We start from the raw sequence: 20,147 nt of genomic DNA, 5'->3' as shown, positions 1-20,147 counted from the left end.
CGCCACTCTCTCGACATCGCCTTCATGGATCGTTTAGGGCGGAGATGACTCGCAGGAAGATGATGACCCGATGACCGATATTTCCAACGTCCAGCCTGACACCCGCGCCGAAACGCTGCTGGACGCGCCCGACCGCGAAGTGGATGCGCGCGACGTGTTCGGCATCGACGTCGATATGAAGATCCCGGCGTTCAGCCAGGCCGACGAGCGCGTGCCGGACCTGGACCCCGCCTATGTGTTCGACCCGGACACCACGCTGGCGATCCTGGCGGGCTTTGCGTTCAACCGGCGCGTGATGGTGCAGGGCTATCATGGCACCGGCAAGTCGAGCCATATCGAACAGATCGCCGCCCGCCTGAAATGGCCGTGCATCCGCATCAACCTGGACGCGCATATCAGCCGCATCGACCTGGTCGGGCGCGACGCGATCGTGTTGCAGGACGGACAGCAGGTGACGCAGTTCAAGGAAGGCTTGCTGCCCTGGGCGTTGCAGCGCCCCGTCGCTCTGGTGTTCGACGAATATGATGCGGGGCGCCCCGACGTGATGTTCGTGATCCAGCGCGTGCTGGAGACGGATGGCAAGATGACCCTGCTGGACCAGAATCGCGTGATCCGCCCGAACCCGCATTTCCGCCTGTTCGCGACCGCCAATACGGTGGGCCTGGGCGATACGACCGGCCTGTATCATGGCACGCAGCAGATCAATCAGGGCCAGATGGACCGCTGGAATCTGGTCGTGGCGCTGAATTATCTGCCCGCCGCGACCGAGGCGCAGGTGGTCCTCGCCAAGTCGGGCGAATATGATCATGAGGGCGGCCGCAAGGAAGTCGAAAACATGATCAAGGTCGCCGAACTGACGCGGCAGGGCTTCATCAACGGCGATATTTCGACCGTCATGTCGCCACGCACCGTGATAAGCTGGGCGCAGAATGCGCTGATCTTCAAGAATGTCGGCTTCGCCTTCCGCCTGAGCTTCCTCAACAAATGCGATGAAGCCGAGCGGGCGCTGGTCGCCGAATATTATCAGCGCGTGTTCGGCAAGGATCTGCCGGAAAGCGTGGCGAGCCGGGCGAACTGACCGTTCGCGCCGGCCTTAAAGGCGGGAGTTTCCCATGATCGTCGTCGAACGGATCGACCCAGCAGGTGGCATTGGGGACGGCACGACACACCGGATCAGCATCCGGGGGCATGAGATCGTCGCGGACATGTCCGCGCCCGATGGCGATGACGCCGGGCCGGACCCGCATGACCTGTATGATGCGGCGCTGGGCGCGTGCAAGGCGATGACGATGCTCTGGTATGCGCAGCGCAACGCCATTCCGGTGGAGGACATCCATGTCGGCGTCGTCCGCGACGCGAGCCAGGAGCGCAAAGGCATGTACAAGCTGACCACCCGCATCGCGGTGACGGGGCCGATGAGCGATGAGCAGCATGACAGACTGATCGCGGTTGCCGCTAAATGTCCGGTCCACAAGCTGATGAGCGAGGTTGAGACGCAGATCGAAACGATCGCGGTGCCGCGCGTCGGCGAGGCGGAACGGCCATGAGCGGCGGGGCGATGATGGAGCGGCGCGGATTGCCGCTGGCGAGCGCGTTCAACCTGCGCGATTTCGGCGGCTATCCGACGCAGCACGGCCGGCGGGTGCGGCGCGGTATGCTCTACCGGTCGGGCACGATGGCGCTGCTGACGCCGGAGGACAGCGCGCAATTGCAGTCGCTGGGCATCCGGGCCATCTGTGATTTCCGCCGTCCCGGCGAACGCAGGTCGGAACCGACCAGTTGGCATGATGCCGACGTCGATTATTATTGCCGCGATTATAGCGGCGCGACCGGCGTGTTGATGGACCTGGTACGCGAGGATCGGACGACCGCCGCGGACATGCGGGCGGCGATGCTGAATGTCTATCATGAGATCGCGACCGACCATGCCGAAGCCTATCGCGCCATGTTCGCGCAGATGTTGGGCGGGCGGCTGCCCATCCTGATCAACTGTTCGGCCGGCAAGGACCGCACCGGGGCAGGCGCGGCGATGATTCTGGCGGCGCTGGGCGTGGCGCGGGACGACATCGTCGAGGATTATCTGCTGACCAACAGCCATGCCGACTGGGCGTGGCGGCTGGCGCAGGGCGAGAATCATCTGAGCAAGCTGCAGCAGGTCAGGGCCGATGTGGTGGAACCGTTGCTGATCGCCGACGCGGCCTATCTGGAGGCGTTGTTCGCGCAGTTCGACGCTATGCATGGCGGTATCGATGGTTATCTGCGCGACGTGCTGGGCATCGATGCGGCCGCCCGCGCGTCCTTGTGCGATGCGCTGCTGGAAGCATGACGGAACGCTCTCCCCTCGACGCCTTCAAGGATGTGCTGTCCGGCGCGGCGCGGGCGATGACGCGCGACGCGGAAGTGGAGGTCGGGTTCACCGCCGACACGCCCCACGCCGCGGGCAAGGCGATCAAGGTGCCGACGCCCAGTCGCGCATTGCCCGCCGATCAGGTGGCGCTGGCGCGCGGTTTCGCCGACGCCTCCGCGCTCAAGCTGCGTCATCATAATGCCAAGGTGCACGCCCACTCAGCGCCCGGAGAAGCCGTCGCGCGCGCGGTTTTCGACGCGGTCGAGCAGGCGCGGGTCGAGGCGATCGGTTCGCGGTCGATGGCGGGGGTGCGCGCCAACCTCAACCATGCGCTCGACCTGCGGCTGAAGTCCGACGCGATCCGCCGGGCGCGATCCGCTGACGAGGTGCCGCTCTCGACCGCGCTGGCGCTGAAGGTGCGTGAGCGGCTGACGGGCCAGGCGATCCCCAGGGACGTTGCGGCCGGCGTCGCCATGGTCGACCAGTGGATCGAGGACAGGGCGGGCGCCGATCTCGACGCGCTGGGCCTGGCGATCGACGACCAGCGCGCCTTCCAACGGCTGACGACGGCGATGCTGGAGCATCTGCAACTGATCGACGCCGATGTGCCGCCCGACACGGAGGAGCCTGAATCGCAGGAAGAGAGCGACGAGCAGGAAGAGCAGCAGGAAGAAGGCGATAGCGGCCAGGACGAGTCGGGCGACAGCGACATGAACGCCGAGGCGCGCGCCGAGGACCAGGGCGGCGACACCGAAGAGGGCGACACAGACTATAGCGACGAGTTCGACGCCGACAGCGATGCAGGCGCGGACGATATGGGCGAAGAAGGCATGATGCCGGTCCGCCCCAACCGGCCGCTGTCCGACCTGCCGCCCGGTTTCGATTATAAGGCCTATACGCTGAGGTTCGACGAGGTCGTCAGCCCCGAAGAGCTGTGCGACGAGGACGAGCTGTTGCGGCTGCGCGGCTTCCTGGACCAGCAACTGGTCAGTTTGCAGGGCGCTGTGACGAAGCTGGCCAACCGCTTGCAGCGCCGTTTGATGGCGCAGCAGTCGCGGTCGTGGGATTTCGACCAGGAAGAGGGGATGCTGGACGCGGCGCGGCTGGCGCGGATCGTGATCGATCCCACCCATTCGCTGTCCTACAAGATCGAGCGCGACACCGAGTTTCGCGACACCGTCGTCACGCTGTTGATCGACAATAGCGGATCGATGCGTGGCCGGCCGATCAGCATCGCGGCGATCAGCGCCGACATCATGGCGCGCACGCTGGAGCGGTGCGGGGTCAAGACCGAGATATTGGGCTTCACCACGCGGGCGTGGAAGGGCGGGCAGAGCCGCGAGGAATGGCTGGCCGCCGGGCGTCCTCCGATGCCGGGGCGACTCAATGACCTGCGCCATATCGTCTACAAGAAGGCCGACGATCCATGGCGGCGGGCGCGCAAGAATCTGGGCCTGATGATGCGTGAAGGGCTGCTGAAGGAGAATATCGACGGCGAGGCGCTGCTATGGGCGCACAGCCGGCTGATCGCGCGGCCCGAAGAGCGGCGCATCCTGATGGTGATCTCCGACGGCGCGCCGGTGGACGATTCGACCCTGTCGGTGAACAGCGGCACCTATCTGGAGCGGCATTTGCGGCAGGTGATCGACTGGATCGAGAACCGATCGCCGGTGCAATTGGTCGCGATCGGCATCGGTCATGACGTGACCCGCTATTATCGTCGCGCGGTGACGATCATGGACGCCGAGCAATTGGGTGGAACCATGGTGGAGCAGCTCGCCGGATTATTCGACGAAGATTGACGAGAAAATCATAGGCCTGCCGAGGCAGGAGCCCAGTCTCATGCATTGGGACCGGGCTTCCGCCTTCGCAGGCCTATTTGTGTTTGGAGAGTTTGCATGAGCGTGGCCTTTCGTCGCGAGAGCGATGACGAGCATATGGAGCCCAAGTTCGAGCTGCCGCTGCCGACCGGTCCCAATTGGGTTACGGCGCGGGGGCTGCGACTGACGCGGGAGAAGGTGCAGGCGCTGGAGAGCGTCGACAGCGGCGCCATGGAAGAAGAGGCCGGCAAGAAACATAAGCGGGTGCTGCGCTATTGGCGCACGCGGCTGGCGACGGCGGAATTGCAGGCGGCGCCCGATGGCGATGCGGTCGCGTTCGGGACGCGGGTGCGCTATCGGTTGAACGGACAGAACAAGACTGTGGCCATCGTCGGCGATGACGAAGCCGATCCGCATGAAGGGCGGATCAGCTTCTCTTCCCCGCTTGCCCGCGCGATGATGGAGGCGGAGGTCGGCGAGAAGGTCGATTTTGCAGGAAAGGCCGAAGCGGTCGAGATAGTGGCGATTACGGTGATTGGCGAGGACTGATCTTCACTCGACCCGTTTCCTACGGTCAAAAAAACCCGCCGTTTTGCGCCGGCGGGCTTTTTGTTTTGGTTCAAAGACGAATCACGCCCCGCGGGCCGCTTCGAACAGGAACCAGGCGCGCTGTTCGGCCTGATCGGTCCAGTCGTCGACAATGCCTTCGGTCGCGTTGTCGCCCGCTTCGGTCGCGGCGGCCTTCACCGCGCGGAAGGTTTCGACCAGCGCCAGATTGTCGTCGCGCAATTCCTTGAGCATGTCCGCCGGGGCTACGAACTCGGCGTCGTTATCCTTGACGGTCTGGCGCCGGGCAATGTCGCCGATCGAGCGCAGGGTCACGTTGCCGGTCTTGCGCACGCGCTCGGCGATCAGGTCGGTCGTGCCCAATATCTCGGTCGCCTGCTCGTCGAACATCAGATGATAGTCGCGAAAATGCGGGCCGGAGACGTGCCAGTGGAAATTCTTAGTCTTGAGATACAGCGCGTAGCTGTCCGCCAATGCGCCGTTGAGCGCTTCGGCGACGGACTTGGTTGCGTTGCTTTTGAGGTCGGTCGGGGTCTTCAGATCGGGCGCGGTCATGCACTATCCTCCTGTTCGCGAAAATGATTTCGGATATATAATGAACGCGCGCCCAGATGGTGCCATTTTTTCGGGTGGGAATATCCGATCAGCGTGATGGAGCCGGTCGATCAGAGCAGGCCGGTCGCTGACAGCGCCATGCCGGCCCCGGCCAGCAGCAGCAGCGCGCCGCCGGTCCAGCGGATCGCCCGCAGCGGCAGCGCCGCCAGGATGCGCGCGCGCAGCAGCACGACGGGGACGAGCGCGGCGATGACGCCGAGTGCGCCGCCGATTCCGGCCAGCATCGGATCGGCCGTGCGGGTGGCGATGCCCAGTATCAGAAATTGCGGGCCGTCGCCAAAGCCCAGGATGAAGAGGCCGAGCGCGGTGGTCAGGAAAGCGCCAGTCGGCCAGCCAGAAAGCGGATCGGGCGCGGAGGCCGGCCAGAACAGGCCTGCGCCCAGGAAGAGGACGGACAACGCCATGAACAGCAGCCGGGCGTCCGCGCCCAGCATCGGACCGATCCAGGCGCCGGCAAAGGCGGAGATGATGGCGTTGGCGGCGGCCGCGACGACAATCCCGGCGATGACCGCGCCGTTGCGATCATAGCGGGTGGCGAGCGCCAGGACGAGCAACTGGCTCTTGTCTCCGATTTCGCCGAGCACGCAGCCGAGCAGGGCGATCAGCAGGGCGTCCATCGGCGGCGCGAATCAGGCGCGCAGGGCGTGGATGGTGGCGGACGGCATCGCCTGCGGGATTATCGGAACGATGTCAGCGGCGGGCATATCCTGCGCGATCGCATCGCGCATCAGGTCGAGATAGGACAGCATGATCGGGCCAAGTCCATGCAGCGACAGGGCCGATTCGAGCGTACCGGCCAATCCTTCGACCGTGTCGAGGCGGAAGGCGCGGGCGATGTGGCGAATCTGGTCCAGTTCGTCGTGCAGGCGCGGAGCCGACAGATGGCCGCGCTGGTTCGCCAGCCCGTCGACCCGGCGCATCAGGTCCGCCAATATGGCCAGCATCGGATCATGTCGCATGGGAAAGCCCCCGTCTTATCGCCCCACAAACGATCATGCGCCCGATTGGTTAAAGGCGTGTAAAGTGCGTAGATCGAGCGCGCGATAGGATGCCCAGCCTTGACATGAATCCGAATCTACCGCATGGGCCACGGCTGAAACGGAGCGGTCTGCATTGGCCGCTTTATCTTTTTACGCACTTACGACCAGGGAATAGGGCCATGGCCAAGCCGGCAACCGTCAAGATTCGTCTCGTCAGCACGGCTGACACTGGCTTCTTCTACGTCACGAAGAAGAACCCGCGCACCAAGACCGAGAAGTTCAGCTTCCGTAAGTATGACCCGGTCGTGCGCAAGCATGTCGAGTTCAAGGAAGCCAAGATCAAGTAAGCCGCTGCGGGTCCAGACCCGCGCGTTTGATCTTTCGGTTTTCGAAACCGAAAAAGGCCCGTTCCCTTCGTGGGACCGGGCCTTTTTCTGTTGCTATCGGCCCGATTTCGGGAAGCAAAGAGGGAGGACCATGACAGGCCCTCCCCAACCCCTCCCGCAAGCGGGAAGGGGATTTGGTCGTGCCTAATTGCCGACTGGCTGGCTGTCGGTGCGGCGCACGACGATGGTCGAGGAGCGCGGCTCCTGTCCCGCTATCGGCCAGTCGCCGGTGGGATGCTGGATGTTCACGAAGAAGGTCTTGAGGTCCGGCGTATAGGCGAGGCCGGTGATCTCGCAGCCTTTCGGCCCCACCAGGAAGCGCGACGACTTCTTGGTGGTCTGGTCGATGTGGAACATCGCGTTTTGACCGAACACATCCTCGATCGACGTGTCAGGCTTGCCCGACGTGCCGGGAACGCTGTGGTCGGTCTGGACCCACAGACGGCCCTGGGGGTCGATGCGGATGCCGTCGGGGCTGGAGAAGGTGTCGCCGTTGATGTCGCCTTCCAGCTTGTCGCCGAAGCCGGCCAGGCTCGGATCACCCGCCAGCAGGAAGATTTCCCAGCTGAACGTCATGGCGAGCGGCGAATTCCCCTCCTCCTTGAACTTCACGATATGGCCGTGACGGTTCTTGGTGCGCGGATTGGCGGCATCGACCACAGCGCGGCTGCTGTTGTTGGTCAGCGTGACGAACACGGCGCTGTTATCGGGCGCGACCGTGATCCATTCCGGCCGATCCATCACGGTGCCGCCTGCGACGCGCGCGGCCGAGATGGTGTTGACCAGGACGTCGCCCTGGTTGCGGAAATCGACGATTTCCGGCGTCTGCGGACCCTGGCTGACATTGCCGGGGTCGGATGCGCCGACGGTCAGGCCATTCTGGCCCTGGACCAATGCGCGCCATTGCCCGGTGCCGTCCGCGTTGAAGCGCGCGACATAAAGGGTGCCATGATCGAGCATGTCGCGGTTCTGGGCGCGGTTGCTGCTGGAAAAGGCGCGGTCGCACACAAATTTGTAGATGCAGCCCGGCGTGCCGTCATGGCCCATATAGAAAGCGACGCGGCTATCGCCATTGGCCATATAGGCAGTGTTTTCATGGTCGAAACGGCCAAGCGCGGTGCGCTTGGTCGGCACGTCCAGTTCCTGATAGGGGTCGATTTCGACCACCCAGCCATAATCTTCCTCAGGCTGCGTCGGATCGAGATAATTGTCGGTCGATTCCTCGCAGGTCAGATAGGTGCCCCAAGGGGTGCGGCCCGACGAGCAATTGTTCAACATGCCCTTGATCGTGCCCGACAGCAGGCCCGATGCGGGGCCGCTGGCCTTGTAGCTGCTGTTGCCGGTGTAACGCTTGTTATATTTGGAGCCGGCCTTCACCGCCCATTTGCCGTCCGATCCCTTGGCGATCTCTACCACGCCGATGCCGACGGCGGACAGCGCCAGCGCCTTCTGGTCGGCGGTCGCGGTCGCGGCGTCGTAGCTGCCGTCCATCAGGATGTTGAAATCGGGATATTCGAAGTTCAGGGCCAGCAGGCCGCCACCGTTGGCGTCCGTGCCCGACAGTTCATAATATTCCATGCCGTCATGGTTGCCGCCGGCCCATTTTTCGGCGTCGGCAGGCGTCGGGAAGCTACCCGAATAGGGGGTGCCGGTTTCGACCGAATCGCCGGCCTTGAGCAGGATATCGACGGTGTAGCCGGTCGGCACGGTCACGGTGTCGTTCATGTTGGCGGCGACGGCGGCGAAACTGATGCCGTAGCTGGGCGCCGGGGTCGGCGTTGGGGTCGGCGTGGGCGTGCTCGAATCGTCGTCATCGTCGCCGCAGGCGGCCAGCGTGCCCAGCATGGGCAGGATCGACAGGCCGAGCAGGCCGTTCTTCAGCACGGAGCGGCGGCCCGGATTGGCGGCGACGATCGCTTCCAGGCTGTTTGCGCCCATATCGATGGTGGGCTGCGCGGCGCGAGAGGCCGCGCGCGCCTCGTCGGTCAGATGAGACATGGATATCTACCCCTGGTTTGTTGCAGGGCCGTCGGCGGGACGCCGCAGCCTTGGGCAGCGAGTTGACAGAGGGGCATGACGGCAAGGCTTCGAAACGAAGTCACGTCCGTGAAAAACATATGACAACGCGGTGACGACGCTGTCGGGAGCGCTACAGCAGGGCGTTCACCTGCTCGACGAAGCGCAGCACCGATATCGGCTTGGAGACATAGGCCTGCGCCCCGGCGGCGCGAATCCGGTCTTCGTCGCCATGCCCGGCATAGGCGGTGACCGCCATGATCGGGACGCCGGACAGCCGATCATCCGCCTTGAGCGAGACGATGAGGTCGAGACCACTGACATGGGGCAGATGGATGTCGGTAATGACGAGGTCGGGCAGGAAGTCTTGCGCCTGGGCCAGCACGTCGCGCCCGTCGCGACAGGCAAGCACCTCATGCCCGTGCGCGCGCAGCAGGTCGCAAAAAAGTTTGAGATTGAGTTCGTTGTCCTCGACAACGAGCACGCGCTTTGCCACCAGTCACCCGCGGTCCGAAAATGAATTTGGGGCGCATCTACACCCACCCCGCCCCGAAAGCCAATCATGCGACCCGACACAGGCAATGGCAAGCAGGATAGCAATCCAGATGCCGCGACCCTGGCGCTGATGGCGCTGGGTTGGACGTTGAGCGACGTAGGGCGGGCCGAGCGGCTGCTGTCGCTGACGGGGCTGGATGCCGACGCGCTGCGCGCGGGGATCGACAATCCCGCGATATTGGGCGCGGTGCTGGCTTTCCTGGCCGACCATGAGCCGGACCTGATCGCCTGCGCCGATGCGATCGACACCACGCCCGCCGCGCTGATCGCGGCGCAGGAGAGATTGAGCCGATGACCCGCCCGCTGATCATCACCGATTGCGACGAGGTGCTTTTGCACATGGTCGTGCCGTTCCGTCATTGGCTGGACGAGACGCATGACGTGCATTTCGACATGCATGATCGCGGCTTCGCCGAGGCGCTGCGGCACAAGGATAGCGGCGCGGTGGTCGAACGCGCGCTGGTATGGGAGTTGCTGCTGGGCTTTTTCGACACCGAAATGCACCGGCAGACACCGATCGCGGGCGCGATCGAAACGATCCAGCGGCTGTCACGCATCGCCGACATCGTCGTGCTGACCAACATCACCGAACGGCACCAGCAAGCCCGATCCGCGCAACTCGCGTCCCATGGCCTGACGCTGCCGGTCCACTGGAATCAGGGCGGCAAGGGGCAACCGCTGGCCGCTATCGTGGCGGAGCGCCAGCCCAGCGTTACCCTGTTCATCGACGATCTGGCCGAACATCATAAATCGGTCGCCTCCCATGCGCCGGACGTGTGGCGGCTGCACATGGTGGGCGAACCGGAAATCGCCGGACATGTGGCCGACGCCACCCATGCCCATGTGCGGATTGACGATTGGGCGGCGGCCGAACAATGGATCAGGGAGAAGCTGGCGCAAGGGCCAGCCCCGACCGACACAGGCATCATCCAAGGAGTCCCATCATGAGCATCGAATCCCGCCTGACCGAATTGGGCATCACCCTGCCCCAGGCCGCCGCCCCCGTCGCCGCCTATGTCGCTGCGGTTGAAGCGAACGGCCTGCTGCATATCAGCGGCCAGATCGCACTGGCGCCCGACGGCCTGATGACTGGCCGCCTCGGCGAAGATAAGGATCTGGATTACGGCGTCGCCGCTGCGCGGGTGTGCGGCCTCAACCTGATCGCCCAGATGAAGGCGGCGCTGGGATCGCTCGACCGGGTCGAACGTATCGTCAAGCTGGGCGCGTTCATCGCCAGCGCGCCGTCCTTCACCGACCAGCCCAAGGTCGCCAATGGCGCGTCGGAACTGATGGTCGAAGTCTTCGGCGAAGCGGGCAAACATGCGCGCAGCGCGGTCGGCGTGCCGGTGCTGCCGCTGGGTGCTGTGGTCGAGATCGATGCGATCGTGCTTGTCAAAACGCAGGCCTGATTTTCCGACCGATCGCTCCTTCGCCCATCGTGGATTACACGGTGGCGGCGTGAGCGAGAATGGGATGGCGGCGTTCGATGCCGCCATCGCCGCCGGCCATGGCATCGAATGTGATGTGCGGGCGAGCCGCGACGGCGTCGCCTTCGTCTTTCACGACGCGACGTTGGGCAGGATGGCCGGGCGCGAAGAGGCGCTCGCCGCGCTGGACGCCGTGGCGATTGACGGCGTCACCCTGCCCGATGGCGGCGCGATCCCGCGCTTGGCGGCGCTGCTGGCGCGGTGCGGCGGACGGGTGCCGCTATTGGTAGAGATCAAGGCGGAGGGGCGGCATGTCCGGCCGATTTGCGCAGCGGTGGCGCGCGACCTGGCCGCATGGCCCTATGCGCCGGTGGCGGTCATGTCCTTCAACCCATGGGCGGTGCGCTGGTTCGTGCGACAGCGAGTTGGACAGTATCTCGGCCTTGTCGTGACGCAACAGGGCAAGGGGCGAAGGCGCGGCCCGATCGAACGCGCCCTTGCACTTTGGCTGTCGAAACCCGATTTTCTGGCCTGTGATATACGCGACCTGCCCTCTCGCCTGTCCCGCCACGCCCGCGCCAGGGGACTGCCCGTGCTGACATGGACCGTGCGCAGCGCCGCCGATCGCGCGCGGGCGGCGATTCATGCCGACCAGATCATCTTCGAGCATCCTCATGACTGAGGTCGTGGCGCGGATCGCGGCGGGCGTCGCGGATTTTGATCGGGACCAATGGGATGCTTGCGCAGGAACAGGTAACCCATTCATAAGTTGGGATTTTCTTGTCGCATTGGAGCGATCCGGCAGCGTCGGCGAAGGCAGCGGCTGGCAGCCTTTGCCGATCGTGGTCGATGGGCCGGACGGCCGCATCGCCGCGGCGGCGCCCGCCTATGGCAAGAGCCACAGCCAGGGCGAATATGTGTTCGACCATAGCTGGGCCGACGCCTGGGAGCGGGCGGGCGGGCGTTATTACCCCAAGATCCAGATCGCCGCGCCCTTCTCCCCCGTTCCCGGCCCCCGCTTGCTGCTGCGCGACGAGAGCATGGCGCCCGCCCTGATCGCAGGGATCGAGACCCTGGTGGAGCGCAACGGCCTGTCGTCGGCCCATGCGACCTTCGTCGCGCCAGAGCAGGTGCCGCTGTTCGAGGCGGCGGACTGGCTGATCCGGGAGGATAGCCAGTTCCACTGGACCAATCGCGGCTATGGCGGGTTCAGCGATTTCCTGGCCGACCTGTCGAGCGAAAAGCGCAAGAATATCCGCAAGGAGCGGGCGCGCGCGGTCGAGGGACTGGAAATCGTCCATCTGAGCGGCGGCGACCTGACCGAAGGGCATTGGGATATGTTCTGGCGCTTCTACCAGGATACCGGCGCGCGCAAATGGGGGCAGCCCTATCTGACCCGCGCCTTCTTCTCGATCATCGGCGAGACGATGGCGGAGAGGGTGTTGCTGATCCTGGCGCTGCGCGACGGACGACCGATCGCGGGCGCGCTCAACCTGATCGGCGCGGATACGCTGTACGGCCGCTATTGGGGCTGCGTCGAGGACGTCCCCAACCTGCATTTCGAGCTATGCTATTATCAGGCGATCGACGCGGCGATCGCGCGCGGGCTCCGCAAGGTGGAGGCGGGCGCGCAGGGCGGGCACAAGCTGGCGCGGGGCTATGCGCCCGAACCGACCTTTTCCGCCCATTATGTTCCCAATGCGGGCTTTCGCCGGGCTATCGCCGATTTCCTGACGGCCGAACGCGCGGGCGTGCGGCAGGACCGGATGTGGCTGGCCGAACGGACGCCGTTCAGAAAAGGCGATTGATCAGGCGGCGCGAAGCTGACTGGCGGCGATGACGGCGCGGGCCTGACGCTGCGCCTCGGCGATTTCGCGCGCGGTCATTTCCTCGGCGATTTCGGCGCGCATCGACTGACCCTGCTCGCTGCCGCGCAGCGCCGCCAGGTTGAACCATTTATGCGCTTCGACCAGATCGATCGACAGGCCGCCGGTGCCGCAGCTATAGGCTACGCCCAGGTCGAAACAATCGTCGGCCGATCCATATGCTGCCCGCGACAGGCGGGCTTCCATTAGAAATTCTGCGCTCTTGATGCTGTTGCCCATGTGATTTCCCCTGTTCCCAATCTAATGCAATGGATCTGGACCCCCTTTTCCACGAACAGCAGGTTTGACCGGGAAGCGATAAGAAATGGTTAATGTGATTTTCGCCGTAACAGCGCGCGCCTAAGGTAATCGGGGCGCAACCAGGGTTAACGCTTCGCCGAACTTCTTGGCATCAGTAGCGGATTGGGACTGGCATCGTCGGACCATTGCCCGCATAGCCCCGGCATGAGTTCAGTCCCCCCTGTTTCGCCCGCCCCAGCGCGCATGGACATCCAGTTCCGCGAATTCGTGCTGCTATGCGCCTGCCTGATGGCGATGAACGCGCTGTCGATCGACCCGATGTTGCCGGCATTGCCGGAAATCGGCCGCGATCTTGCCATCCCGCATCCCAATGACCGGCAACTGATCATCAGCGTCTATTTCCTGGGGCTGGGCTTTGGGTCTTTGCTGTTTGGCGTCTTGTCGGACCGATATGGGCGCAAAAAGGTGCTGGGCTGGGCGATGGCGCTGTTCATCGTCTCATCGGTCGCCTGCGCCAGTGCGCAAAGCTTCACCATGATGCTGGTGGGCCGGGCCTGCGCCGGATTTTTCGCCGGGGCGAGCAGGGTGATCACCGTGGGCATCGTGCGCGACCGGTTCAAGGGCGACGCGATGGCGCGGGTGATGTCGTTGATCTTCGCGGTGTTCATGCTGATCCCGGTGATGGCGCCCAGTTTCGGCCAGGCAATATTGTGGGTCGCGCCGTGGCGCTGGATCTTCTGGGCGCTGGTGATCCTGGCCAGCCTGGTTCTGATCTGGATGACGGTGCGCCTGCCCGAAACGCTGTTGCCGGAAAACCGGATGCGGATCACGGTGCGATCGCTGATGCAGACGGTGGGCATGGTGATGCGCACGCGCAGTTCGATCGGCTATATGCTGGCGAGCGGCGCGGTGATGGGCGGCCTGATCGGCTTCATCCTGTCGGTCCAGCAGATTTTTTTCGATGTGTTCGAGGCAGAGCATATCTTTCCGATCGCCTTTGCCGCGATCGCCGGGTGCATGGGCATCGGCAGCCTGATCAACAGCCGGCTGGTGCAGCGATTCGGCGCCCGGCGGATGAGCCAGAGCGCGCTGATCGCCTTCATCCTGATCGCCGCGGTCCATCTGGCGGTGATTCTGACGGGGATGGAGACGCTGGCCACCTTCATGGCGCTGCAGGCGATGACGATGATGACCGTCGCCTTCACCGCGTCCAATTTCAGCGCGATTTCGATGGAACCGTTCCACAAGGGCGCGGGCGTCGCCTCCTCCTTCCAGGCGTTCCTGACGACGGCGCTGTCGAGCGCGCTGGGCAGCATCGTCGGCCGCGCCTTTGACGGCACCACCCTGCCCTTCACCATCGGATTGCTGGTGTTCGGCATCGGGTCGTTCCTGATCGTGATCTGGGCGGAACGGGGCAAGCTGTTCACCCGACCCCACCATGGCGGGCTGCGCGAGGCGGAGATCGACTTTCACTGAAGCAGGCTGAAACGGACAAGAAAAAGGGGCGGAAAACCGCCCCTTTTTCTTTGTGTCGATCAGGCGTCCTGCCCGCCCGGCGTATGCGCGCCGGGGAGCGGCGGCACCGGCTGGGGCGGGATGCCGGCGTCGTCCTCTGGCACGTCCACCACACCGCGGCCGACATGGCTGCGGCTGCGGCTATAGCCGAAATAGACCAAGAGGCCGATCGCCGCCCAACCGACGAACATCAGCTTGGTTTCGACGCCCAAGCTCCAGAAGAGATAGAGGCAGCCCAGGATCGCGATTGGCGCGGTCACCATGATCGCGGGAGTGCGGAACGGGCGAGCGCGGCCCGGATCGCTCTTGCGCAATTGCATCACGGCGATCGACACGGCGGCGAACGCGAACAGCGTGCCGGAATTGGAAATGTCCGCCAGGATGCCGACCGGGAAGAAGGCGGCGAAGAGGGCGACGAAGATGCCGGTCAGGATGGTGATGACATGCGGCGTCTTGTAGGTCGGATGCACCTTCGAAAAGACAGCCGGCAGGAGGCCATCGCGGCTCATGACGAAGAAGATGCGGGTCTGGCCGAACATCATCATCAGGATGACCGAGGGCAGCGCCAGGCCGGCGGCGAGGCCGAGCAGGTTGCCGATCTGGGGCCAGCCGATTTCGCGCAGGGTCCAGGCCAGCGCTTCCTTCGAGCAGGTCACCGCTTCGGTGCCGGCGGCGGCGAGCGCGGCGCATTGCTGCGACAGGGCCGTCGAACCGGGGGCCAGAATTTCGCCGGCCGGACCCGCAACGGGCTGTGCGCCGACGGTGCCGATGACGCCGGCGGCGACCAGCATGTAGAAGATGGTGCAGATGCCGAGCGAGCCGATCAGGCCGATCGGCATGTTGCGCTGCGGGTTCTTGGTTTCTTCAGCGGCGGTCGAAACGGCGTCGAAGCCGACATAGGCGAAGAAGATCGAGGCGGCGGCCGCCGAAATGCCCGAAAAACCGAGCGGGGCGAAGGGGGTGAACTCGTCCATGTTGATGACCGGCAGGGCCAGAACGATGAACAGGGTCAGCGCGGCGACCTTGATGAGCACCAGCACGGCGTTGACGGTCGCGCTTTCCTTGGTTCCGATGACCAGCAGCCAGGTGACAAGCGAGGCAATCAGCATCGCGGGCAGGTTCACCATGCCGCCGTCGAACGGGCCGCGGGTCAACAGGTCTGGTATGTCCATATGGAATGTATGTTCGATGAGGCCCACGACATAGCCGGACCAGCCGACCGATACCGCGCCGGCCGCCACCGCATATTCCAGGATCAGCGCCCAGCCGACCATCCAGGCGATGAGTTCGCCCATGACCGCATAGCTGTAGGTATAGGCCGAACCCGACACCGGGACCATGGCGGCCATTTCGGCATAGCAGAGCGCCGCGACCGCACAGACGAAGCCGGCGATGACGAAGGAGAGCATCATGCCCGGCCCCGCCTTTTGCGCGGCCTCCGCCGTCAGCACGAAGATTCCGGTGCCGATGACGGCGCCGATGCCCAACATGGTCAGCTGGAACGCGCCCAGCGACCGGTGCAGCGATTTCTTCTCGGCCGTCGCCAATATGGCGTCGAGAGGCTTAACGCGCCCGAAAATCATGGATGATGCCCTTTACACTCATTTGTTCTGCTCGGACGACGCGCCGCCGCCCCGGTTGAGCTATGGAGGGGAGACTATCGCCTAATCCGCCACGCGCAAGTATGTTGCGTGGATGCGACATGCTCGTCCAAATGCGGCGCGCGGTGACAAGGGGTTGATTGATGATCGAATTGCTGCGTGCGTCGGGGCTGGAAATGGTGCCTCATGGCTTTGCCGGACGGCGCGGCGGGGTATCGAAAGGGGTCCATGCAGGGTTGAATGTCGGCTTGGGATCGGCGGACGAACGCGACGCAGTGCTGCGCAATCGCGACCTGGCGCGGGACGCGCTGCTGCCCGGTGCGACGCTGGTGACGGTGCGGCAGGTCCATTCGCCCGACGTCGTGACGGTGACCGCGCCGATCGCAGAGGGCGAACGGCCGGGCGCCGACGCGCTGGTCACGGACCGGCGGGGACTGGTGCTGGGGATATTGACCGCCGATTGCGTGCCGGTGCTGTTCGCAGATGCGACGGCGGGCGTGGTGGGCGCGGCCCATGCGGGGTGGAAGGGCGCGATCGGAGGCGTCACGGACCGCACAATCGACGCGATGGTGGGGTTGGGGGCCGATCCGGCGCGAATCGCCTGCGCCATCGGGCCGTGCATCGGCCGCGTCTCCTATGAGGTCACGGACGATTTCGCGGCGCGCTTCGTCGATGACGACGCGGCCAATGAGCGCTTCTTCACGCCGGGTCGGCCGGATCATTGCCAGTTCGATATCGCCGCCTATGTCGCGGCGCGGCTGGCGGGGGCCGGCGTGGGCCGGATCGCGATGCTGGACGAGGATACCTACAGCCAGCCCGATCGATTCTACAGCTATCGCCGGTCCTGTCATCGGGGCGAGAGCGATTATGGGCGGCAGATTTCGATGATCGCGCTGCCGGGCTGACACGGAAAGGCGTTCGCGTCGCGCGCCGTTTCTCGACTTCGCTCGAAACGAACGGCGCTGAGGTCAGCGCCGCCCCACCGTCCCATGCTTGTCCTCGCGGCGGCGGCCGACCAGCATGGCGCGTTCGAGGCGGATGCAGAGCGCGGCATAATAGTCGGCGAGGAAGCCGTAATCGTCGCCATCGTCGGGCAAGCCCGCCTTACGCCGGATCGTGGCGGCGACGGTGGCGATCGCATCGTCCTGTCCAGCCCGCAGCACATTTTCCAGCGTCTGCAATTCATAAATGCCATAAAGGTCGAGCGCGGCGTCGGTGAAGACCCGGCGCGGTTGCTCGGCGCGCGCGGCGACGAGATCAGCGCCCAGTTTCGCGCGCACATTGTTCACGACCCAGGTGCCCGCGAGCAGATCCCCCACCCGCAGCCGGTCGCGATTGAACAACGGGAAAAAAAGGAAGATGCCGGTCCAGCACAAGGCGAAGAGGGTGAGGAAGCCGTCGGCCGCGCCCTGCGCAGCCTGCATCCCCAGGAATGAAAGCGGCAGGAAGACTTCGATTTCGCGCAGCGCATTGCGAGCGATCACCGCGCCGCCGGTCAACCGGCCGCCATCGCGCGCGATAACGCGCAGGCCGAGCAGCCGCTTGCCCGGCGTCGCGCCGCGCCCGCCCATTTCGAACAGGATGAACCAGCCGTTGCGCAGGACGAAAGCGCCGACCAACCAGAGGATCAGGAATATTTCGCCACTGGCCCCGGCGATACCGAGCAGGCCGATGGCGATGGTGGCGAAGATGAGGCTGATGAAGAGGATGAGGATATCGAGCATGAAGGCCGAGGCGCGCGTCCCCGCGCTGGCCAGTTCCAGACGCAGGTCGACGCCTTCGGGCGTGATGAAGCTGCGCCGCAGCGAGGCGGGCGCCTTTGGCGCGCGGTTACGCCGCCAGCGCATCGCGATCCTCCCGGCGCCGGGGGAGATAATAATAAGTCAGCCAGCCGGCCAGCGCGGCAAGCCCGATGCCGTAGCGCATCGCGTCCGACTGGACCGTCTGCCGCCCGATTCCTTCGAGCAGGCCTGCGACCAACAGCATCAGCACGACGCCCGCCATGGCGATGGCGGCGCTGCGCCCGGCGATGACGGCCGCTTGCGTGCGCGCCTCGCGGCCAGGGAAGGCGACCGCCGTGCCGATCTTCATGCCCGCCGCGCCCGCCAGGATGATGGCGAACATTTCGGTCGAACCATGGATGGTGAGCCAGCCGAGAAAATTGAGACCCAACCCCTTGGTCGCGAACAGGCAGAGCATCGCGCCCAAAGTGAGGCCGTTATAGACGAGCAGCAGCACAGTGGGCACGGTGAAGGCGAAGCCGAGGGAAAAGGCGAAGATCGCGACCTGGCTGTTATGGGTGAAGAGATAGGCGGCGAAGGTGGCGAGGCCGCCATCCTCCTGCGGGCCGTAGATGGTGGCGCGCAGCGTTTCCGCGCTGGCGGACGGATCGCGCCCGCCCGACATCGCGTCGGGGATGATGCTGTAATACCAGCTCGGATCGGTGGCGACGAGCCACCAGCCGGCGACGACGCCCGCCACCGTCAGGATGAGGCAGATCAGGGTTTCGCGCCAGAGCAACTGGATGCTGAGTGGCCAGTCGCGAGCGAAGAAGCGGCCGAGCTGGCGCGTCGCGGTGTCGGGCACGCCGTAGAGCTGGAAATAGGCGCGGGTGCAAAGCTGTTCGAGATAAATGACGAGCGCCCGGTCGAGCGAGGTTTCGCGCGCCACCGAGAGCGACGACAGAGCCGAGCGGTAGAGCAGCGGCAGGGCGAGGATATCGTCTTCGGACAGGGCGCGGACCGAGCGTTTCTCCATGCGGGTGACGAGTTGGTCGAGCCGGTCCCATTCGCCCTCATGCGCGGCGCGGAAGCGGCTGGCGTTGACCAGAGGGGCGGCGGCGCGGCCGTCGATGAGCGCGCTCATAGCAGGTTCCTCCGCTTGAGATCGACATAGCCCTGGACCAGCCGGTCGGCGACCCGGTCATGTTCGGCCTCGATGACATGGGCGCCCAGATGCCGCAGCCGGGTGAGCACCATCCGCCGGTCGCGCAGCAGGGCGGCGGCAGTGACGGCGCGGGTGACATCGTCGGCATTGCTGGGGCGACGGTCGAGGATCGATTCCAGTTCCTCGTCGCGCAGAACGACGATCAACAGGAGATGGGTTTCGACCAGGCGGCTGGCGGCGCGGACGAGAAATTCGGCCGAGGTGAGGTCGGTGAACTCGGTGAAGAGGACGATCATCGAGCGGCGGGTGAGGCGCGTCGCCAGCGTGGTGAGGGCGTGGGTGTAGTTGGTTTCCTCCCCGCTATAGTCGATACGGGCGGCGAGACGCTGAAGTTCACCAAAGGCGGCGGCGCCCGATACCAGTCCGCTGGCGATGCGCGGGCGCGAATCGAAGGCGTGGAGCGCGACACGGTCGCCCAGCTTCAGCGCGACCCAGGCGGTCAGCAGCATAGCGGAGACGACGCGGTCGAGGCGACTGAGGCCCGCGACCGGCTCGCTCATCTGGCGGCCGGCGTCGATCGCGAAGACGATCTGGTTATTGCGTTCGGAACGGAATTCCTTGGCGTGCAATTTGCTGTGGCGGGCAGATTGTTTCCAGTCGATCGCGCGCCGGTCCATACCGGAGCGAAACTCGACCAGCGCGTCGAAATCCGCACCGTCGCCGCGATCGACCTGCGCCATCAGCCCTTGCAGCGCATGACGCTGGAATATCTGCGCACCGCGATCATGGACAGGGCGGATGTCGGGCAGGATCGCCATGGTCGCGTCGAGCGGCACGATCCGCTGTTTCCAGACGAGGCCGAGCGGCCCTTTCCAGCGCAGCCAGCCGCGCGCGATCCGCGCCATGCCGCGCCGGACGGTGCGCAGCGGAATGGCGGCAGACGCCTTGCCCGCATGTAGGTCGACCCAGAGGCCGTCCTCGTCCTCCGGCTCCAGCAACGGTCCGCTGTCCAGCAGCAGTTGCGCGCGGGCCGGGGGGACGCCCGCGATCGTCACATGCGCGGCCGCCTCCACGGGCGCGCCGACGCTGGCGGCGCGGGGCAGATCGAGCCGCAGCGCCGCTTGCGCCGGACGGCTGCCCAGCAGCGCGTCGGCGAGGCTTGCGATCAGCACCGCCACCGGCCAGGCGAGCGCGGCATACCAGCGGCCCGGCACCAGCAGGGCGACGAGCAGCGTTACGGGCGCGCCGGCCGCCGCCGTCCATATGGCATTGCGGGTGGGATAGATCATGGGCGGCTGGTCATGGC

At 65.1% G+C, this 20,147-nt stretch carries 23 protein-coding genes; 13 read left to right on the top strand and 10 right to left on the bottom strand.

The window, feature by feature from the left end:
• Window positions 1–70 precede the first annotated feature (70 nt).
• The 5 genes from cobS to sphantq_RS10925 all read left to right on the top strand — a co-directional run bounded on the left by cobS (window position 71) and on the right by sphantq_RS10925 (window position 4,716).
• Complete coding sequence (cobS, locus tag sphantq_RS10945) at window positions 71–1,078, top strand: cobaltochelatase subunit CobS (protein ID WP_066599142.1); 1,008 nt, start codon at window positions 71–73, stop codon at window positions 1,076–1,078.
• A gap of 34 nt (window positions 1,079–1,112) precedes the next feature.
• On the top strand, window positions 1,113–1,547 hold the full coding sequence (locus tag sphantq_RS10940) for an OsmC family protein (RefSeq protein ID WP_272798508.1): 435 nt from the start codon (window positions 1,113–1,115) through the stop codon (window positions 1,545–1,547).
• The gene (locus sphantq_RS10935) at window positions 1,544–2,326 is read left to right on the top strand and encodes a tyrosine-protein phosphatase (protein WP_066599138.1); all 783 of its coding nucleotides are present in this window, start codon (window positions 1,544–1,546) and stop codon (window positions 2,324–2,326) included. The genes sphantq_RS10940 and sphantq_RS10935 overlap by 4 nt, the downstream gene beginning before the upstream one ends.
• Window positions 2,323–4,149 carry a cobaltochelatase subunit CobT gene (gene cobT / locus sphantq_RS10930; RefSeq protein ID WP_066599132.1) on the top strand — a complete coding sequence of 609 codons (1,827 nt, stop codon included), beginning with the start codon at window positions 2,323–2,325 and terminating at the stop codon, window positions 4,147–4,149. The genes sphantq_RS10935 and cobT overlap by 4 nt, the downstream gene beginning before the upstream one ends.
• A gap of 96 nt (window positions 4,150–4,245) precedes the next feature.
• Complete coding sequence (locus tag sphantq_RS10925; RefSeq protein WP_272798507.1) at window positions 4,246–4,716, top strand: GreA/GreB family elongation factor; 471 nt, start codon at window positions 4,246–4,248, stop codon at window positions 4,714–4,716.
• Between the two features lie 81 nt (window positions 4,717–4,797).
• Here the strand turns inward: sphantq_RS10925 and sphantq_RS10920 are convergent, their stop codons facing one another.
• The 3 genes from sphantq_RS10920 to sphantq_RS10910 all read right to left on the bottom strand — a co-directional run bounded on the left by sphantq_RS10920 (window position 4,798) and on the right by sphantq_RS10910 (window position 6,308).
• Complete coding sequence (locus sphantq_RS10920; RefSeq protein ID WP_066599127.1) at window positions 4,798–5,289, bottom strand: Dps family protein; 492 nt, start codon at window positions 5,287–5,289, stop codon at window positions 4,798–4,800.
• Between the two features lie 110 nt (window positions 5,290–5,399).
• On the bottom strand, window positions 5,400–5,966 hold the full coding sequence (locus sphantq_RS10915; protein WP_272798506.1) for a TMEM165/GDT1 family protein: 567 nt from the start codon (window positions 5,964–5,966) through the stop codon (window positions 5,400–5,402).
• A 12-nt stretch (window positions 5,967–5,978) separates the two neighbouring features.
• Window positions 5,979–6,308 carry a hypothetical protein gene (locus tag sphantq_RS10910; RefSeq protein ID WP_066599122.1) on the bottom strand — a complete coding sequence of 110 codons (330 nt, stop codon included), beginning with the start codon at window positions 6,306–6,308 and terminating at the stop codon, window positions 5,979–5,981.
• 200 nt (window positions 6,309–6,508) lie between these two features.
• Between sphantq_RS10910 and rpmG the strand changes: the two genes are divergently transcribed.
• Window positions 6,509–6,676 carry a 50S ribosomal protein L33 gene (rpmG, locus tag sphantq_RS10905; protein ID WP_066599119.1) on the top strand — a complete coding sequence of 56 codons (168 nt, stop codon included), beginning with the start codon at window positions 6,509–6,511 and terminating at the stop codon, window positions 6,674–6,676.
• 183 nt (window positions 6,677–6,859) lie between these two features.
• Here rpmG and sphantq_RS10900 read toward each other — a convergent pair whose 3' ends face one another.
• Together sphantq_RS10900 and sphantq_RS10895 are read right to left on the bottom strand one after the other, a co-directional pair.
• The gene (locus sphantq_RS10900; RefSeq protein WP_066599113.1) at window positions 6,860–8,713 is read right to left on the bottom strand and encodes a PhoX family protein; all 1,854 of its coding nucleotides are present in this window, start codon (window positions 8,711–8,713) and stop codon (window positions 6,860–6,862) included.
• Window positions 8,714–8,864: 151 nt separating this feature from the next.
• Window positions 8,865–9,227, bottom strand: coding sequence for a response regulator (locus sphantq_RS10895; protein WP_201785464.1), 363 nt, complete (start codon window positions 9,225–9,227; stop codon window positions 8,865–8,867).
• 66 nt (window positions 9,228–9,293) lie between these two features.
• Here sphantq_RS10895 and sphantq_RS10890 point away from each other — a divergent pair, with 66 nt between their 5' ends.
• The 5 genes from sphantq_RS10890 to sphantq_RS10870 all read left to right on the top strand — a co-directional run bounded on the left by sphantq_RS10890 (window position 9,294) and on the right by sphantq_RS10870 (window position 12,521).
• Window positions 9,294–9,581, top strand: coding sequence for a DUF3572 domain-containing protein (locus sphantq_RS10890; protein ID WP_066599111.1), 288 nt, complete (start codon window positions 9,294–9,296; stop codon window positions 9,579–9,581).
• Entirely contained in the window at window positions 9,578–10,234 is a 657-nt protein-coding gene (locus sphantq_RS10885; RefSeq protein WP_066599105.1) for a hypothetical protein, read from the top strand. Before sphantq_RS10890 ends, sphantq_RS10885 begins: the two co-directional genes overlap by 4 nt.
• Window positions 10,231–10,695, top strand: coding sequence for a RidA family protein (locus sphantq_RS10880; protein WP_272798505.1), 465 nt, complete (start codon window positions 10,231–10,233; stop codon window positions 10,693–10,695). Before sphantq_RS10885 ends, sphantq_RS10880 begins: the two co-directional genes overlap by 4 nt.
• Before the next feature lie 64 nt (window positions 10,696–10,759).
• A complete protein-coding gene (locus tag sphantq_RS10875) occupies window positions 10,760–11,395 on the top strand; it encodes a glycerophosphodiester phosphodiesterase family protein (RefSeq protein WP_336314453.1) in 636 nt (211 codons plus the stop codon).
• Complete coding sequence (locus tag sphantq_RS10870; RefSeq protein ID WP_066599100.1) at window positions 11,388–12,521, top strand: GNAT family N-acetyltransferase; 1,134 nt, start codon at window positions 11,388–11,390, stop codon at window positions 12,519–12,521. Before sphantq_RS10875 ends, sphantq_RS10870 begins: the two co-directional genes overlap by 8 nt.
• Here sphantq_RS10870 and sphantq_RS10865 read toward each other — a convergent pair whose 3' ends face one another.
• Complete coding sequence (locus sphantq_RS10865; protein ID WP_129926362.1) at window positions 12,522–12,818, bottom strand: hypothetical protein; 297 nt, start codon at window positions 12,816–12,818, stop codon at window positions 12,522–12,524.
• Window positions 12,819–13,043: 225 nt separating this feature from the next.
• Here sphantq_RS10865 and sphantq_RS10860 point away from each other — a divergent pair, with 225 nt between their 5' ends.
• Entirely contained in the window at window positions 13,044–14,315 is a 1,272-nt protein-coding gene (locus tag sphantq_RS10860; RefSeq protein ID WP_272798503.1) for a multidrug effflux MFS transporter, read from the top strand.
• 59 nt (window positions 14,316–14,374) lie between these two features.
• Here sphantq_RS10860 and sphantq_RS10855 read toward each other — a convergent pair whose 3' ends face one another.
• Window positions 14,375–15,937: an amino acid permease gene (locus sphantq_RS10855; RefSeq protein WP_272798502.1), complete on the bottom strand. Its 1,563-nt coding sequence runs from the start codon at window positions 15,935–15,937 to the stop codon at window positions 14,375–14,377.
• Between the two features lie 161 nt (window positions 15,938–16,098).
• Here sphantq_RS10855 and pgeF point away from each other — a divergent pair, with 161 nt between their 5' ends.
• Window positions 16,099–16,860, top strand: coding sequence for a peptidoglycan editing factor PgeF (pgeF, locus tag sphantq_RS10850; protein ID WP_066599090.1), 762 nt, complete (start codon window positions 16,099–16,101; stop codon window positions 16,858–16,860).
• 63 nt (window positions 16,861–16,923) lie between these two features.
• Here the strand turns inward: pgeF and sphantq_RS10845 are convergent, their stop codons facing one another.
• From sphantq_RS10845 to sphantq_RS10835, 3 genes are read right to left on the bottom strand one after another with little or no spacing between them, the layout of a single operon-like run.
• Window positions 16,924–17,802: an RDD family protein gene (locus tag sphantq_RS10845; protein WP_129926364.1), complete on the bottom strand. Its 879-nt coding sequence runs from the start codon at window positions 17,800–17,802 to the stop codon at window positions 16,924–16,926.
• Complete coding sequence (locus sphantq_RS10840; protein WP_272798501.1) at window positions 17,786–18,820, bottom strand: stage II sporulation protein M; 1,035 nt, start codon at window positions 18,818–18,820, stop codon at window positions 17,786–17,788. The genes sphantq_RS10845 and sphantq_RS10840 overlap by 17 nt, the downstream gene beginning before the upstream one ends.
• A complete protein-coding gene (locus tag sphantq_RS10835) occupies window positions 18,817–20,130 on the bottom strand; it encodes a DUF58 domain-containing protein (protein WP_272798500.1) in 1,314 nt (437 codons plus the stop codon). The genes sphantq_RS10840 and sphantq_RS10835 overlap by 4 nt, the downstream gene beginning before the upstream one ends.
• Between the last annotated feature and the right edge of the window lie 17 nt (window positions 20,131–20,147).

The sequence above is a fragment of the Sphingobium sp. AntQ-1 genome (genome assembly GCF_028538045.1).
GTDB classification, from domain to species: Bacteria; Pseudomonadota; Alphaproteobacteria; order Sphingomonadales; family Sphingomonadaceae; genus Sphingobium; species Sphingobium cupriresistens.
The sequence above is the reverse complement of the archived record's forward strand: the minus strand, read 5'-3'. Positions and strand labels throughout refer to the sequence as shown.